Origin of the sequence: Lyngbya sp. CCAP 1446/10 (assembly GCF_026130175.1) — a bacterium.
In the GTDB taxonomy this organism is placed as follows: domain Bacteria; phylum Cyanobacteriota; class Cyanobacteriia; order Cyanobacteriales; family Microcoleaceae; genus Microcoleus.
In genome coordinates this window covers 1-15,948 of the sequence record NZ_JAIGNI010000032.1, presented here as the reverse complement: position 1 = coordinate 15,948, position 15,948 = coordinate 1, and the positions used below count along the sequence as shown (strand labels likewise).

General features: G+C 45.8%; 17 protein-coding genes and 1 pseudogene. 15 read left to right on the top strand and 3 right to left on the bottom strand.

Features of this window, described 5'->3' with window-relative positions:
• The first annotated feature begins 869 nt into the window (after positions 1–869).
• The 4 genes from K4039_RS14930 (at position 870) to K4039_RS14915 (ending at position 4,103) form a co-directional block, all read left to right on the top strand.
• Entirely contained in the window at positions 870–1,460 is a 591-nt protein-coding gene (locus K4039_RS14930) for a class I SAM-dependent methyltransferase (protein WP_265236074.1), read from the top strand.
• Positions 1,461–1,736: 276 nt separating this feature from the next.
• Complete coding sequence (locus tag K4039_RS14925) at positions 1,737–1,880, top strand: hypothetical protein (RefSeq protein WP_265236073.1); 144 nt, start codon at positions 1,737–1,739, stop codon at positions 1,878–1,880.
• A gap of 79 nt (positions 1,881–1,959) precedes the next feature.
• Positions 1,960–2,808, top strand: a complete 849-nt coding sequence (locus tag K4039_RS14920; protein WP_265236071.1) for a hypothetical protein — start codon at positions 1,960–1,962, stop codon at positions 2,806–2,808.
• A gap of 482 nt (positions 2,809–3,290) precedes the next feature.
• Positions 3,291–4,103 carry a peroxiredoxin-like family protein gene (locus tag K4039_RS14915; RefSeq protein WP_265236069.1) on the top strand — a complete coding sequence of 271 codons (813 nt, stop codon included), beginning with the start codon at positions 3,291–3,293 and terminating at the stop codon, positions 4,101–4,103.
• Between the two features lie 301 nt (positions 4,104–4,404).
• Here K4039_RS14915 and K4039_RS14910 read toward each other — a convergent pair whose 3' ends face one another.
• Positions 4,405–5,109: a 3'-5' exonuclease gene (locus tag K4039_RS14910; protein WP_265236068.1), complete on the bottom strand. Its 705-nt coding sequence runs from the start codon at positions 5,107–5,109 to the stop codon at positions 4,405–4,407.
• 93 nt (positions 5,110–5,202) lie between these two features.
• Between K4039_RS14910 and K4039_RS14905 the strand changes: the two genes are divergently transcribed.
• Positions 5,203–5,667: a cupin domain-containing protein gene (locus K4039_RS14905; RefSeq protein ID WP_265236067.1), complete on the top strand. Its 465-nt coding sequence runs from the start codon at positions 5,203–5,205 to the stop codon at positions 5,665–5,667.
• 190 nt (positions 5,668–5,857) lie between these two features.
• Here K4039_RS14905 and K4039_RS14900 read toward each other — a convergent pair whose 3' ends face one another.
• On the bottom strand, positions 5,858–6,475 hold the full coding sequence (locus tag K4039_RS14900; protein ID WP_265236065.1) for a hypothetical protein: 618 nt from the start codon (positions 6,473–6,475) through the stop codon (positions 5,858–5,860).
• Between the two features lie 174 nt (positions 6,476–6,649).
• Positions 6,650–6,979 carry a hypothetical protein gene (locus K4039_RS14895; protein ID WP_265236063.1) on the bottom strand — a complete coding sequence of 110 codons (330 nt, stop codon included), beginning with the start codon at positions 6,977–6,979 and terminating at the stop codon, positions 6,650–6,652.
• 274 nt (positions 6,980–7,253) lie between these two features.
• Between K4039_RS14895 and K4039_RS14890 the strand changes: the two genes are divergently transcribed.
• From K4039_RS14890 to K4039_RS14845, 10 genes and pseudogenes are all read left to right on the top strand, one after another.
• Positions 7,254–7,427, top strand: coding sequence for a hypothetical protein (locus K4039_RS14890; protein ID WP_265236061.1), 174 nt, complete (start codon positions 7,254–7,256; stop codon positions 7,425–7,427).
• A gap of 42 nt (positions 7,428–7,469) precedes the next feature.
• Positions 7,470–8,114: a Uma2 family endonuclease gene (locus K4039_RS14885; protein ID WP_265236059.1), complete on the top strand. Its 645-nt coding sequence runs from the start codon at positions 7,470–7,472 to the stop codon at positions 8,112–8,114.
• Positions 8,115–8,289: 175 nt separating this feature from the next.
• Complete coding sequence (locus K4039_RS14880; protein WP_265236057.1) at positions 8,290–8,490, top strand: hypothetical protein; 201 nt, start codon at positions 8,290–8,292, stop codon at positions 8,488–8,490.
• Positions 8,491–8,785: 295 nt separating this feature from the next.
• Positions 8,786–9,580, top strand: coding sequence for a hypothetical protein (locus K4039_RS14875; protein ID WP_265236055.1), 795 nt, complete (start codon positions 8,786–8,788; stop codon positions 9,578–9,580).
• Between the two features lie 102 nt (positions 9,581–9,682).
• Entirely contained in the window at positions 9,683–10,300 is a 618-nt protein-coding gene (locus K4039_RS14870) for an IS607 family transposase (RefSeq protein ID WP_265236197.1), read from the top strand.
• Positions 10,300–11,562: a transposase gene (locus K4039_RS14865; RefSeq protein ID WP_265236053.1), complete on the top strand. Its 1,263-nt coding sequence runs from the start codon at positions 10,300–10,302 to the stop codon at positions 11,560–11,562. Before K4039_RS14870 ends, K4039_RS14865 begins: the two co-directional genes overlap by 1 nt.
• Positions 11,563–12,169: 607 nt before the next feature.
• Positions 12,170–14,028: pseudogene (ltrA, locus tag K4039_RS14860) on the top strand (group II intron reverse transcriptase/maturase).
• Positions 13,988–14,467 carry a hypothetical protein gene (locus K4039_RS14855; protein ID WP_265236199.1) on the top strand — a complete coding sequence of 160 codons (480 nt, stop codon included), beginning with the start codon at positions 13,988–13,990 and terminating at the stop codon, positions 14,465–14,467. Before ltrA ends, K4039_RS14855 begins: the two are co-directional and overlap by 41 nt.
• Positions 14,395–14,709, top strand: coding sequence for an ASCH domain-containing protein (locus K4039_RS14850; protein ID WP_321161614.1), 315 nt, complete (start codon positions 14,395–14,397; stop codon positions 14,707–14,709). The genes K4039_RS14855 and K4039_RS14850 overlap by 73 nt, the downstream gene beginning before the upstream one ends.
• Before the next feature lie 107 nt (positions 14,710–14,816).
• Positions 14,817–15,926, top strand: a complete 1,110-nt coding sequence (locus K4039_RS14845) for a transposase (protein WP_265236051.1) — start codon at positions 14,817–14,819, stop codon at positions 15,924–15,926.
• Positions 15,927–15,948 lie beyond the last annotated feature (22 nt).

Below are 15,948 nucleotides of genomic sequence, written 5' to 3'. Positions count from 1 at the left end.
TGTCCCACCAAATCCATGCAATCTTTCCGAATCTATAAGGTGATCAGGGCAAAACGAGGGGTTAGACCCCATACTATGCCCTGATCACCTTTTCTTTTCCTTGTCCTATATGGGTTTGAGAGAAGCGATCTAAGTGATCAGGGCAAAACGAGGGGTTAGACCCCATACTATGCCCTGATCACCTTTTGTATTCCTTGCGCTATATAGGTTTGAGAAAAGCGATCAGGGCGATCAGGGTAGATTTAACTACTCCTCTCTTTTTTAGGGGGGGTGGTTTATTGCCAAGGAACCACCCCCCCCTTCATTTTTTGGGGGAGTAGTACCCTGATCGCCCTGATCGCCCTGATCACCCCCCTCAAACCCTTGATTTTTCGTTGTGTTTGAAGTGATCAGGGCATAATGTATGGTCAGACCCCTCGTTATGCCCTGATCACCCTGATCGTTGAAACGACATACTCAAACCCTTGATTTTTCGTTAAAAATTTAGTGATCAGGGCAGATTGTGGGGTATGACCCCTCGTTATGCCCCGATCACCATGATCAGCAGATTGTGGGGTTAAACCCCTCGTTATGCCCTGATCACCATGATCGGCAGATTGTTTTATTGCTAGACTCAAACCGTAAAAAATGCGTGAGAAGTTTAGTGATCAGGGCAGATTGTGGGGTTAAACCCCTCGTTATGTCCTGATCACTTAGATCGCCCGCGAACAACTCTCGCTGCATAGGAACGGTAGGTTACGATATTAGGTTAATACTGGATAAGACTGATGTAGGGGGTGGTATTCTGTTATCCAGCACATCTGCGGTTAAATACATAGTTATATTTTTTTGGCATCAAATGTGCCAACAGCAACAATTGGTGAAAATAGATGTGGGATGAAAGATACAGTGCCGAAGAGTACGTATATGGTACAAACCCAAACATTTTTTTGGAAGCAAACGTCAGCAGTATTCCAAAAGGTAAAGTTCTGAGCTTGGCCGAAGGAGAAGGGCGGAATGCCGTTTTCCTTGCGAAACAGGGTTATTCTGTAACCGCTGTAGATTCATCTTTAGTTGGTTTGAATAAGGCCAGAAAGTTAGCCGAAGAGAATGGGGTGATTGTTGAGTTTATTCATACTGATTTAGCAGAGTATGATTTAGGCGAAAATCAATGGGATGGAATTGTATCTATATTTTGTCCATTGCCCTCTTCAATCAGAAAAAAACTTCATAAAAAAGTTGAAGCAGCGTTAAAGCGAAACGGTGTTTTTCTGCTTGAGGCTTATACACCCACTCAGTTGAAGTATGGTACTGGCGGCGGAAATTCAGTAGATGTGATGCAATCTAAAGAATCTTTAAGCCTTGAGTTGGCTGGCTTAAAGTTTAAGCATCTAATTGAGCTTGAGCGTGATGTAGTAGAAGGTATTTATCACACTGGTATTGGTGCCGTAGTTCAGGCGATCGCATCAAAAGAAATATAACTTTCTGGTGCAGCGGATTGACTGAAGCCACTTGGGTTGGATGCAAAGTTCTCGGCAACCGCTGACCACGAACGTTAGATCGCTATGTATGTATGCGAAATAAGATATCGGTTGTAATCCAATAAAGGCTAATCGTTGGAGATTCTAATTGGAACTTCACGAGAATTGCAGGTACGACCAATGCTGGGAGAGCGAAGTGTGACTGCTAGATTCGCAGTTTGAAATCTAATTACCCAGAACACTTTGCCGAGCTAGCCCAATTTTGGCGAGGTATCCTTGACAGCGGTAAAACAGCGGTGGATTGACGCGAGTGCGATCGCCACTAACACCTCAATTCTAGCAGAGACTCAAACCCAACCCCAACCCAACCCGCCTGCCATGCCCAAACTCTCCGAATGCGTAGGCTTTATCCTGATATGAGCGATCGCTGCCTGCTCTACGCCCGCAACCCCACTTAATCTGCGCCGTCCGAATTCCTCTACTTCAACCCGAGTTACCAATGAACCAAAAAACGCTTAGCATAGATGAGCAAATTGCCCAATTTATAGCTAATTTGCCCAGCGATCGCCTCCTACAGCAAGCTAAAACATCAGCTCAGATAGAGGAAGGGCACAAAGCAAGACAAACCCAGATTCTTTTGGCTGAGTGCTGGAAATCAAAGTGGCTTGTTAAGGACTATTACCCAGTTGAGGAAGCTGTAAAACGGCAAGAGATTTCTCAACGAAAAGCTGAGTTAATGTACTGCTGCGTTAATGAGTACAAAGTCCGGTGGGAGCTTTGCCAAGTTGCCGAAAAATATGTCAAAAGACTCCACACCGAACTTCAAAACACGATTCCTGTGGAGCATTTTGCCGGGGCATCCGCCCATTCTTCGTACAAATTTGTTCACCAAGCTAGCCTGAGACAATATCCATTTCAATCAGCCTATGATTTATTTGCAGAGACTTTAAAAGAAGATGCGGACGGTTCTTTCTCTGTTTGTCTGGAACCCTACTATGCAGTTCCGATGAAAAAGTGGAGGAAAGTAGGTAAGCAGTACACTGAACTTCTGGAGCAAGCCGAGAATGGTACTTACCCACAACTTAAGAAGGCAGAAGAGCAGAAATTAAAAACCAACTTGGTTTGGGACAAAGTTGGTTTTTCTTGGATTGGAATGGTTCTGTGGACGTGCCAAATTGAGGCAAAAAATGACCCATTGCTCAGGAAGAAATTACTCGCTTACAACGACTCACTACAGGAAGCACTGAGTTTAGGAGTGACAGCTAGCCGCAAATTGCCCGGTTGGGCATGGCAGAATGGGGAATTGCTTTGCACGGATAAGGCAGGCGGCATTTACCGCAGAGCTTAACAAAACTTCAAATCTGGATCGCATTGCCTCTGACGTTTTGGCAGACAACCTATGCTGGATTGCAACACATTCAGAGAAAGGAGTCTTTTTCCTCATGTTCGACCCTCAAACCGCTATCATTGTGTCAATTTTCCTTGGTGCTTTCATGGGTATAGCCAAGCTTCTGCGAGATCCAGGAATGTTTTTAGGGGGCTTGGCTGCTTTCGGTATCTATTACTTTCTGTTTCTGCATAACATTTTACTAGGCATTGTCAAGCAGGTGACACCGGGTGGTTAGACAATGGAGGTGTCTTGATTCCGATGCGGCAAATTCAACCTGGTGCTGCCCTGATTCGCTCGAATTTTGTGAAAAAATAGTTAAAGCCTCCCAACTAGGTGATATGTCAATTCGGAAAGTAGCCGTCCGAATTGATGTGAGTAAAGCATCTGTCCAACAACTGATAATTTTCTACTTTCCCAATTCCTCAATAGATAATTAGCCCATGAATATTCGTACCCTCTTGAGCCAAACCGAACGCCAACGGGTGAGTGATGGAGCCGTTTTACCCATCTTGAACGGTTGCGAATCCTCTACGAAACAATTGGTGCTGCTCTTGCCACAATTGGGAGATTTCGACAGCCTTGAATATGTTTGGTGGCTCCGACGGGATGCTCAACGGCTTGAAGCACAAGGGATAACAATCCGCGCTGTGGGAATTGGCTCACGCTCATCCGGTCAGCGATTCTGTGGTTATACTGGATTTCCTAGTGACTGTTTGTTTGTAGATCCCATTGGTCAACTGCACCAAAAACTTGACCTATATCCAGGTTTATCCTTAAAACTACCCGGTTTATCGGCTGCTACCAATGCTTATCTGAATCTATTGTTCATGTGCGCGGGAATTGGTAGCCCTGGCACTTTGGCAGAAGTATGGAGAGGGTATCGAGGCGACGCAAGAGCACCTCAATTAATTGGTGATGATGAAATTATCCAGGCTTTTCCTCTTCCACCCCTCAAAGGCTCCACATTCCAGTGGGCTGGTGGCAAGGGTTTCCAACGTCCATTTGAATTGGCAACTTTGCGGCTGCGGAATATGACAGAAGTGCTGAGTAATTGGAAAACGTATGTTCCAAATGCTGCTTATCTCACTCAACGAGGCGCAACCTTCTTGTTTAATGCTCAGAAAGATTTAGTCTACGAGCATCGAGATCGGGCCATCCTTGGTTTCGCGGATGATATGAGCAATCCTCTGACATTTCTATCATCAGAAATGATGGCTGATGGAGACTCGCTAAAGCATGGCGATATGCAGTGACTACCACATTCAAAAGGATACGCTCACTTCAGTTCTAGGGAAAACTAAAACCAAACCAAATCCCCAACCGCCACGCCATGCCGAAAATCCCCGAATGCGTAGGCGTAAGCCGGGGCGGAGCCATCGCTGTCAACTCTACGCCCACAACCCTCACTTAATCTGTGCCGTCCATCCCACGGGCCCGACAGCCGACACTTGCTTGGATTTCCATAGTAAGCTGTTAGTCATTTAAATTTCTTGCCTGAACCCCTTACAGTATGGGGTATAGACCAAAAATAATGCAGTTTAAATGTGGAACAGCTTAGCTCCATTGACCACCCCACTGTGCCGCCCATTCCATCAAACAATCAGAGCGCTTTTTCAGCATTAAAATTGGCAGCTTGTGGAGTTCGCAGCAATAGTTCAATATTTTGATATCAAATTGGGCATTGTAAATCAATATTCGTTTATCCTGAAGCACTTGGGCGATGCGGGGATAGACTTCGGGAAACGGGGGAGCATCAGCCACCATTTCATCGGTGATGCCGTGTATTTCGGTTACTTCGGCAGGAATCGGAATTGAGGGTTTGATGAGCGTATCTAAGAGCGGTTCACCCTTGTTATTGACGATCGCAATTTCTACAATCTCCGCATCGTACAGCCCCGTTGTTTCGGTATCAAGAAGCACCCAATCATCCAGGCTTAATTGTTCTCTAGCCCACAAAACCGCATCTATTCTATCTCGTTCGATAAATCCAACTTCGCGATACCATTCTCGGTAATCCCGCTTAATCTTAGCTTTGAGACGGTTGGCGGCTAGGGTTTCCAATTGTTTGGGAGTGCTTTTTCTTTTGGGTCGGCAGCATTCAGGATTGTTGGGGTCGTAAAGCAGTACGTCATATTTTCGCGTTTCGATAATGCTGATCGGTTTCAGAGGCGATAAACCCAATTCACCCAACTGCTTTTTAGTTTTCAGGTGTTCGGGTGGCTCGTTGGGGTTGCCCCACCAACTGTACTTTGTTACCATGTTTTTTGCTCAATAAATTAGCTCAAAGCTTCTTGTATAGCAGGAATTTCAAGTTTTATTATCCGTAATATCTTCGTAAAGGCCAACTAAATCATGAACGATCTGACATCAAAACAACACTCTTCTCAAGATGAGTCATCGCCTACTATTGACTATTGGCACGTTTGGACGGATCAAGATGGAGTCAGCCATCAATCCCGTCGTCAAATTCAGGATTTTCAACTCAAAAGTATTGCACCGCCAGCATCTCCTCAGTGGTTAGGGCAGGTAAAGCAGGAAGGTGGCACTTTCAGCTTTACCGTGATGCCTGTCGGCTGGATTGGAACTTGGCATGAAAACCCAAAGCCCCAGTGGATTATTCCTTTGTCGGGACGCTGGTTTGTAGAAACGATGGATGGGCAACGGGTAGAAATGGGTGCGGGTGAAATTTCGTTTGGCGCCGATCAGAATACGAAGGAAGACGCACAGGGACATAAAGGGCATCTTTCAGGAACGGTTGGCAATGAACCCGCCGTTTTGGTCATCGTGCAATTTGAAGAAACTCCATCGATCGCCTAATCCCATCTCTGCAATTGTGAAGAGTAAAAGTGACCCAATACAGCACGAACGGCTCTGATGAAGCACAGTTTTATTCATCCCTTTCCTGTCCTAACTTTCGATACTGTTTGCGTACCTCATTGCAGCCGTTCGTGCTGTATTTGCGGGTTACGCTGACGCTCTATTCAATTTGATGGTTACGAGTGTGTTCTCATCTGTCGTCCCTCCCATCACCGGCATTGGGCAACGTTTCTGAACTTTGGGCTAACAGAGAACCGGAGAGCGAGTGAATCATGTGCAGCGCTTCAGTCTCAGTTATCCAAACATTTAAATGTTCAGATGTTGGGAACAAATCTAAAACTTCGCACTCTCCCAAAGCCTCCAACACAGTGCAGGAGTAACGCTGCGAGTAGGCGATAATTTCAACGAGCGCTTTCTTCTGAGTGTCGGTGCTGCTGCTTAGGAGTTGTTGCCAACAGGGATGGAGTTGACGGCATGAGAACTGGTCGGCGATCGCTCGCACCAAACCCAAGGCTTCAGCGGTGCTTGGCAAGAAGTCGAAAGTCAGGGGCCACTTATCACCGAACAATTCGATAGTTCCGCATTCTTTGATAGCGCGGGTGAGGGTGTCGCTTTGACGGAATGAATAAACGGCGGCTTCCATCAAGGCGCTTAGTTCCGAGTTGGGCATCGCGTTAACGGATGTCAACAACTGACGGTACAAAGTGGTAGTTGTTGGTGTACCCGGTTCTGATGCAGGTGCGGGTGCAGGTGCGATCGAGAAAGTTGCAGCCGCTTCTATGGGTATCGGTATCTGTGGCTGTGTCATGATTGGGGAACATCCTTGTTGATGTGCCAGACCCCGCCCTTTGAGATTGCGAGTCATAGGGGGCGGGGTTTGGTTTTGGTTTTACAGCCAGCGATTACAGCTAGGCTTAATTGCCACAATAAAACCTGCACTGTTGCAGGTCAAGGATTATACCGTAAAGTATATGGTATTAATTTAACGCGATTGTTTGAGGCGTTCTGTCACGATGCTGGCAAGCTCTTCATTGTTACCGGCGGCATCGAGGATGGAACGGAGCGAATTAGCATAAGCGAGAGTCCGCTCGTAGTGTTCTGGCATTTTCTCGAAATCAATGCCGCTTCCCCATTTGCTAGAGATAGTTTCCGTTTGAACCGACAAAATGCGACTCAACAAACGAACGCATTCTGCCCTATAGCCCCTCGCAGACTCCATCTGGGCATCGGCATCGAACCAAAGTCTACAGAATTCACGGGCTTTCACAGGCTTTACCAATTTCTCGATATAACATCTTTTAGCTGCAAACATAAACTCCCTCGCTTACCTTATATATTATGGTAAACTAGGGAGATATAATCGTTTGGATTTACACGATGATATCATTGAATCTACCGTCAAAACTCTGTGTTGTCCGCTAACACAGCACTTTTAACACTCCCGATGCACCACGATCGCCGATAGTGGGAAGTCCAAAGCAGCAATTAGTAAAATGGAGCAGTGTTTGGGGCGAAAACTCATAGCGCTACACCATTTTTGTGACTCCTACCGCGATAAAGGCGATCGACACTCCTAGCTGAGACTCTTGCCATCTCCCGCTCTGAAACCTTGGAGCGGCGGTTTGATGAAGCTTTTGGCATCACGCACCGAACTTGATCGCAACCAACTGCTCAGCCAACGCGATATTAGCGAGGCGTTTTCGGTGAAGGATGAGATTAGGATGGAACGCGACCAGTGGGGACTTCCAGGGGCGCGGTAAGTTGCTCAAGCCGGGACAAGGCAACCAAACACAGGAGAAATCATGCAAACCCAAACCGAAACCAGAACCAAACCAGTCACGTTTGACGAGTTCGCAGTCTGGTATCCAGAGAACTCGGTCAAACGCTACGAACTACACAACGGAGTAATTGTCGAAATGCCTTTAGGAACAGGTCGCCATTCCGTTGTTACGGGTTTTACCCGCGACGAAATTAGCGCAGAAATCAGGCGACTGAAATTGCCTTGCTTTATCCCCGGTGACTGCCTGCTTAAACCCACTCGTGATGAGGCTGGTTATCAGCCCGATGTGATTGTCTTAGACCAAGCGGCTATAGCGGGCGAACCGCGCTGGGATAGGGAATCTATCATCACGATGGGCTCCTCGGTGCGGCTGGCTGTAGAAGTCGTCAGCACCAACTGGCGGGATGATTATTTTTTCAAAGCTTCCGACTATGAAGAGATGGGCATCCCCGAATACTGGATTGTGGACTATCTCGGTTTGGGCGGTCGCAAATTTATCGGCAATCCCAAACAACCGACCCTTTCGGTTTGCCAGTTAATAGATGGGGAGTACCAGGTTAAGCAGTTTCGGGGCGATGACCAGGTAGAGTCGCTGGCGTTTCCAGAGTTGATCTTGACTGCTGAGGTAATTTTTCGAGCTGGGTTGCCTCCAAGCGCTCTGAGATAAAGGCTTTCAATCCCGGCTGCTCGAACTGTCTCAGGATTCTCGCCCTCTCCTCAAGCGCAAGGTAAAACTTGGCGAGCGACTCGCCTACCACGTCAAAAAAGAGAGCCCGTGGCAGACTTACCTTGTCACGCCCTCCGATTGGGTAGTAGTTAAGGTATTTCGCTACGAGGCTGATTTGTCAGAAGTTGATGACTTACCAGAATTTCGGGACGTGCAAATTGCTTACTGCGATCGCCAGCCTCTGACAGCAGAGCAAGCTGAGGCAATGACTTACGAGATTGTCAGCAAGGTTTCCGTTGATTCATGCGGCGGCGATCGGGAAGCTTATCAGAAATTCCTTGCCAGCGAGCAATCTAAGCAATACGTTCAGGTTTAGAATTGGAGGATCTATCGAACCATGAAGTTGAAGCAGCTCTTCAAAACTACCGAAGAGCCTCGCAGCCCGAGACCAGACCAGACACACAAAAAAAAGAGTCCGCAGTCTTTAGAAGAGACGGCAGACAAACAAATTTCAAAAAGTTTAAATTCATCATAGTTCATATTTGCCATTACCGCAAAATTTACACCTTTGTAATTCAACGGTAGTTACCGGGCAGAGCCGTCTCTTCTACATATAGCGGGTTTTTGTAAAGAAAACCAGCACGCAGCGCTATGAGTAGCGAGAGGCATCTATGAACTTACAGCAATTTTCAAATACAGCCAAACCCATTGACCCATCGCAAGTACAGCAACAACTAGCAGCATTGGGGTATCAAGAGGGCTTCAAGGTTTACCTTCGGGCATTTTTCCCCAGTTCCGACCCCCGCAAGTCCAAGGATAAGGGCAGGAAAGCAGAAGCTACCAACATTCACGAATTGGTCGAGATTGCCGGTCAGTTTCAAACCGAAGGGCGGGGAACCTACTTCGTAGTCAAGGGCGGCGGACACACAGATAAAGATGTCCAGCAAACGAGAGCCATATTCTACGAACACGATAATTTAGATCAAGCAACTCAGCTCGAACTGTGGAAAGGCTTGGGATTGCCAGAACCGACACTGCAAATTGACACCGGGGGCAAGTCAATCCACTCGTACTGGGTATTTGATGAGTTTGTTGAGGTTGAAAAATGGCGATCGCTCCAAACCGACTTGCTAGAGTTTGCGGATGGCGATCAAGCTTTAAAGAATCCCAGCCGAGTAATGCGACTTGCCGGTGCATGGCACTCAAGCGGTAAGCAATCCCTAATTATCAGCAACTCCGGCAAGCGATACAGCTATGAAGATTTGCGGGCGATCGTCCCTGTACCAGTGAAACTGGAACCGACACTTTTTCAGGCCAAGCCCCAAAGTCAAAACGAGACATCAGCAAGCGACCTCCCAGAGACTTATGAGGACATCCCAGAGACTTATGAGGACATCACTTTGCCCGTCCCCGCTAGCATCCCTTTAGAGGCTTGTCTCGCGAAAGTATCAAGGGCATTGAACTGAAATAAATTTGTTGGACACCTCTTGACAACCTTTCCGGCATGGGTAACAATTGAGCTGTAGTTATAGAGGTAAGCAGCTTTGGAGGTTAAATCAAAAACAACTATTTCAATTAGCGAAGCATCAAAAGAGTTAGGAGTTTCCACCAAAACCTTAAGGCGGTGGGCAGATGACGGAAAAATCAAGTTTGAGAGATCGCCTACTAACCAGCGTCGCTTCTACCTTTCGGATATTAAGCGAATAATTCCTAGAGACATAGATCAGGTAGATGCTCGAATTACGATAAATTACGCCAGAGTATCAAGCCACGATCAAAAAGCCGATTTGATTAGACAGGCTCAAGTCCTAGAAGCATTTTCAGCATCTAAAGGTTGGCAATTTGAAACGATTCAAGATTTAGGATCGGGGCTAAATTACCAAAAAAAAGGATTGAAAAAACTTTTAAAACGAATACTTTCTGGCGAGGTTGGAAGGCTTGTAATAACTCACAAGGATCGGCTTTTGAGGTTTGGTGCTGAGTTAGTTTTCGCAATGTGTGAAGAATTCGATACCGAGGTTGTAATAGTCAATAAATCATCCGAAGAACTGACTTTTGAGCAAGAATTGGTTACGGATATGATTGAACTTGTAACCGTGATGAGCGCCCGAATGTATGGCGCTAGAAGTCACAAAAACAAGAAATTAATTGAAAATATCTCACTTGCTGTAGAGGCTTCAAAATAATGCTATTAAGCTTTAAGACGGAACTAAAACCAAATAATAAACAGGTGTCTAAGTTTCGTCAACATTGCGGAGTAGCGAGACACGCTTACAACTGGGCTAACGCGATTATTCTTGAAATCTTGACAATCAGGGAAACCGACAAAACCGTTAAAATTCCTTCTGCGATCGATCTTCATAAGCGATTAGTCGCAGAAGTTAAGCCCCTATACCCCTGGTATTATGAATCGGCTAAAACAGCACCACAGCAGGCTTTAACCGAACTAAGGACAGCTTGGGACAGATGTTTTAAAAAGGTTTCCAAACAACCTAGATTCAAGAAGAAAGGTGTATCAGGTGACTCTTTCTACCTAGAACAAGGAACCAAGGTAAAACCAGGGATTAACAATGATGGTAAGCGTGTTAAGTTACCCAAGATTGGTTGGATCAGGTTGCATGAGTCATTGCCGATCACAGCATTTCACAACTGTGTAATCAGTCGCAAAGCCGACAGATGGTTCATTGCTTTTAAGTACGAAACAGAAAAGCTCGTAACTCCATCTGACCGTCCTGTCGTCGGAGTTGATATTGGTATCAAAGAATTAGCCGTTTGTTCTAACGGTCAAGTTTTTACTAACCCCAAAGCCTATCGTCGGATGAGTCGCAAAATGAAACGCCTACAACGGCGTGTCTGTGCGCGAGTCAAGGGGTCTAGTAACCGAAAGAAGGCAGTCTCAAAGCTAGCTAAATTGCACTTGAAAGTGTCGAACATCCGCTCAGACGCCATTCACAAGTTGACAACCTATCTCGCCAAAAACCACAGCGAGGTCAAGATTGAAGACTTACATATCAAGGCATTCTTGAAAAATCACAAACTAGCGGGTGCGATTGCCGACTGCGGAATGTATGAATTTAAGCGTCAGCTTGAATACAAAACTCAAAAATTTAACTCTAAATTGACGCTTGTAGACAGATTTTTCCCTAGCAGTCAAATCTGCTCAAGTTGCTGCAATCATCGACACAAAATGCCACTTAAGAACCGAGTCTATCATTGTCCTGAGTGCGGACACGCTGAGGACAGAGACTTGAATGCAGCTAAAAACATAGAACGTTGGTTTGAAGGTATTTTTGTACCAGAGCGTTCGGAATTGGCGGTGAGTTCCACCGCGCCAGCCTGCGGAGTAGATAAACCCGATAGCAGTCATGCTGTCGCTACTGTGAAACAGGAAGTTAATACCAAAATCACCCATGTCCAGTTAAGTCTAGACTTGGGTAGCTATGGGTAAGTTTAATGTGCGATTCGTTGGCTAGAAATCATAACCCGTGAGGGTTACAAAGGATTAGCCGCTTAGGTCAAAAGAGACCTATGACAACTGATTGATGATGTAGGTGAGAATCTTACCACCCAGGTGCAGGGTTGAAAGCACTTTCCCCACTGTAGCGATTAGCCATCAATCGGTGAAGCGGGAATGAAAGATAGGAATACTGGCAGCCTAAGCTGGTAATCTATCGAGCAAAGTGTCCATGAGTAATGCAAAAGCGTGAAGGTACGTCTGAGTCATCGTAATACCCAACCAGTGGAATAAGGCTATCTCAGGTAACTGAGAACACTGGAGCCAAAAGGCAAAGGATAAGGAATTGGCAAGAGTAAAATTGACCAATTGCACTTCCAACAAACCCGGTGAATAGTACCACTCTAAAGACACGCAGAATCATTAATCGGAACGAAGTAACCTCTTGTAATGCTCTCAGATGGTCGAATATCTGAGTAGGTGCTAACCAGATGCTACAAGGCGGTGAGATTGAATCAGAAGCGAATGACGAGTTGTAACGACCCGTATATGCTGACAGATTCACGATGTCTTGAATTGTGTAGTTTCCTGTAGAAGTAAAATGTCTAAAACGCAGAACAATCTGACGGTGGAATGGAATCAAATAAACTGGCGCAAGCTAGAGAAAGCGGTTCTAAAGCTTCAAAAGAGAATATACAGAGCTTCACTTCGTGGTGATTTGAAAGTAGTTCGTAAACTCCAAAAAACACTGATGAAGTCTTGGTCAGCAAGAGCATTATCGGTCAGAAAGGTTACTCAAGATAACACTGGTAAAAATACGGCTGGAGTGGATGGCGTTAAATCGCTAACCCCAGTAGCACGTATTAAACTAGCATCACAATTAAAACTGAGTGGTAAGAGTCAAGCAACCCGGCGAGTATGGATACCAAAACCTGGAAGCAATGAGAAACGACCTCTTGGAATACCTACAATGAACGACCGAGCCTTGCAAGCGCTTGCCAAACAGGCACTAGAACCTGAATGGGAAGCTCGATTTGAACCTAACTCATACGGGTTCAGACCAGGACGCTCATGTCATGATGCTATCGGGGCAATATATATAGCGATTAATCAGATGCCCAAGTTTGTATTGGACACAGATATCGCCAAATGCTTCGATAAAATCAACCATGAACAACTGCTCAAAAAAATAAACACATTCCCAACCATGAGGCGACAAATAAAAGCCTGGTTAAAATCGGGAGTGATGGATGGTGAAGAGTTGTTTGCAACATCTGAGGGTACGCCACAGGGAGGGGTCATCTCTCCTCTACTAGCCAACATTGCCCTCCACGGTATGGAAGAGAGAATCATGCAATACGCTGAAACCTGGAAAGGTCATAAGAGAGCAAACAGGCATAGCCTGTCCTTGATTCGATACGCTGACGATTTTGTGATTCTCCACAAAGACATTACCGTAGTTCAAAGATGCAGAGAAATAATCTCTGAATGGTTGAATGACATGGGTTTGGAATTAAAGCCAAGTAAGACCAGATTGGCGCACACACTACACAAATATGAAGGCGAAAAACCCGGATTCGACTTTCTTGGGTTCAACGTTCGACAATATGAAGTAGGGAAATACCAATCAAAACAAGGCTTTAAAACACTCATCACCCCAAGTAAAAAGAGTCAAAAAGTACACTACGATAGAATCTCAGAGATAGTAGATAGACACAAGGCTGCTCCTCAAGAGGCGCTAATCAGCCGACTCAATCCCATAATACGGGGATGGTCAAACTACTTCTCAACGGTTGTAAGTAAAGAGACATTCTCTGAACAAGATGCTCTCTTGTACTCAAAACTAAGAGCTTGGGCAAAACATCGCCATCCAACCGGAAAAAATGGTCATGAAATCACCAGTAAATACTGGCAGACCGATGACGATAGAAACTGGGTATTCGCAACCAAAGAGTCGGGCAAAATCGCCTCTCGGTTACTAATCCATGCTGACACTCCTATAGTGCGTCATGTAAAAGTTAAAGGCGAATCGTCTCCCTACGACGAAAACCTGGTTTATTGGAGTTCAAGAATGGGTAGGAACCCCCAAATGCCAAAAAGAGTCTTAACACTCCTAAAAGCACAAAAAGGTAAATGCACTCATTGCGAACTATATTTTAGAGAATCTGATGTCCTAGAAGTAGATCACATCATTCCCAAGTCATTAGGCGGAAAGGATGAATACAAGAATCTACAACTGTTACACAGACACTGCCACGATGTAAAGACTACAAAGGATGGAAGTCTCAAATCAAGTACCTTCACAGGACTTGAAACGGACGGCACATTCACGTGGTAAGAAGTACCCATGATAAGGGTCAAAGCATTGAGGAGCCGTGTGAGGTGAAAGTCTCACGCACGGTTTTGAAGACCAACGGGGTTGGTGACAACCTCGTTGAGTTTAATAGAACGGATATGTGATAGCGGCGTGGCGAGTAGAGACAAAATCTGGGCCATACTTTCGGGGGATGAGCGATCTACTTTTAAAGCGTTGTTGAAACCGATCGCGTCGCCAGAGTCGATCGCGCCACCTGAACAGCAGCCCGTGCCAGAGTCGATCGCGCCGACAGTTGAAGCTACGCCGGAATCGATCGCCCCGCCGACAGTCTCCGCCGTAAAAAAAAGAAGGGAATTTAAGGTAGGCGGGCGGGTTATCGTTGAGGCCCCCGATAACAAAGCATACAGGGGTGCGGTTGGTGGGATTGTAGTTACTTTCGATGACGAGCATGGTGAGCAAATATGCCGGGTGAAACTCGATAAGCGAGTGCGAGGCAACGCTTTTAGTGAATTCCCCGCCTCTCAATTAATGCCAGAGCCGATCGCACGGCCAGCCTCGGAGGAACTACCAAAAAAGCCGTAACTCTGCATCAGCCGTATGCCAGCTTAATCGCGCTCAAAGTCAAGCGGTTTGAGACTCGGACGTGGCCGACAAAGCACCGGGGCCCGATCGCGATTCATGCTGGTATGAAGCTGCATAAGGAAGTCTGCGAGGTTTTCAATCTCAATCCCACAGACTTACCTCTGGGCGCGATCGTCGCCTATGCCGATGTGGTTGATTGCATCCAGATGACCGGAAAACGAGACGCAAGCCCCTGGCTTTAGACACGGGGAAAAGTCGGCAGCGGTTTCAACCGCCTTCATTTTTGAGTTAGCCGGAATTTTAACATATGTACATTTTTCAATGGTTGTTTTACTGCTAAAATAGTTACATGAAACAACGATATCAATACCGCATATATCCAACTTCTGGGCAAGTTCGTAGCCTTGCTAAATTGTTTGGTTGCTGTCGGGTTGTATGGAACGATTCACTAGCATTCTGTAACTCATCAGACAAGCTACCCAGTAATGGGGATTTACAAAAAACCTTCATTACCCAAGCTAAAAAACTAGAACAGCGAGAATGGCTAGCGGAAGTGTCAAACATTCCACTACAACAATCGATTGCTGATTTAGGAGTAGCTTGGAAAAACTACTTTGATTCACTTAAAGGCAAAAGAAAAGGTCTGAAAGTACAGCGCCCCAAATTCAAGAAGCGTAACGGCAAACAGTCTGCACGGTTCAGGATAGGGGGTTTTTCTATCAAACACGGGAAAGTCTACCTTGCTAGGATTGAGCGAATCAAGGTTGTCTGGTCAAGGTATCTACCGTCTGCGCCAAGCTCAGTCACAATAATCAAAGACGCTGCGAATCGATACTTTGCTAGCTTTGTGGTTGAAGTTAATCCGGCAGTCTTGCCCGACAACGGACAATCTGTTGGTATAGATTTAGGTATTACCGACTTCGCTACTTTGAGTACAGGCGAAAAAGTAAAATCTCCCAAGCCACTCAAGAAGCATCTGAGGAAGCTTCGCTCATCACAGCGCAAGCTATCTAGAAAAAAGAAGGGAAGCAAGCGGAGGGAATTAGCACGCCGGAGAGTGGCAAAGATTCATGCCAAAATCTCCGACACCCGAAAAGATTTCCTACACAAGTTGAGTACCAGAATTATTCGTGAAAACCAAACGATAGTTTTGGAAGACCTTAACGTCTCCGGTATGATGAAAAACCGCAAATTATCTCGTGCTATTTCTGATTTGGGTTGGCGAAGTTTTCGGACAATGCTGGAAGCTAAATCGTCCATATATAGAAGAGATTTCATAGTAATCAGTCGCTGGGAACCAACCAGCCAACGATGTTCTTGCTGCGGACAAATTGGCGGTAAAAAAGAACTCTCGGTTCGCGAATGGACTTGCTTATTTTGCGGAGCTGTTCACGACCGAGATAAAAATGCGGCAATCAAGTGCGATTCGTTCAGTCGAAACCGAGAAATCGGGGGATGACTGGCTTCTACAGGGTAATCCA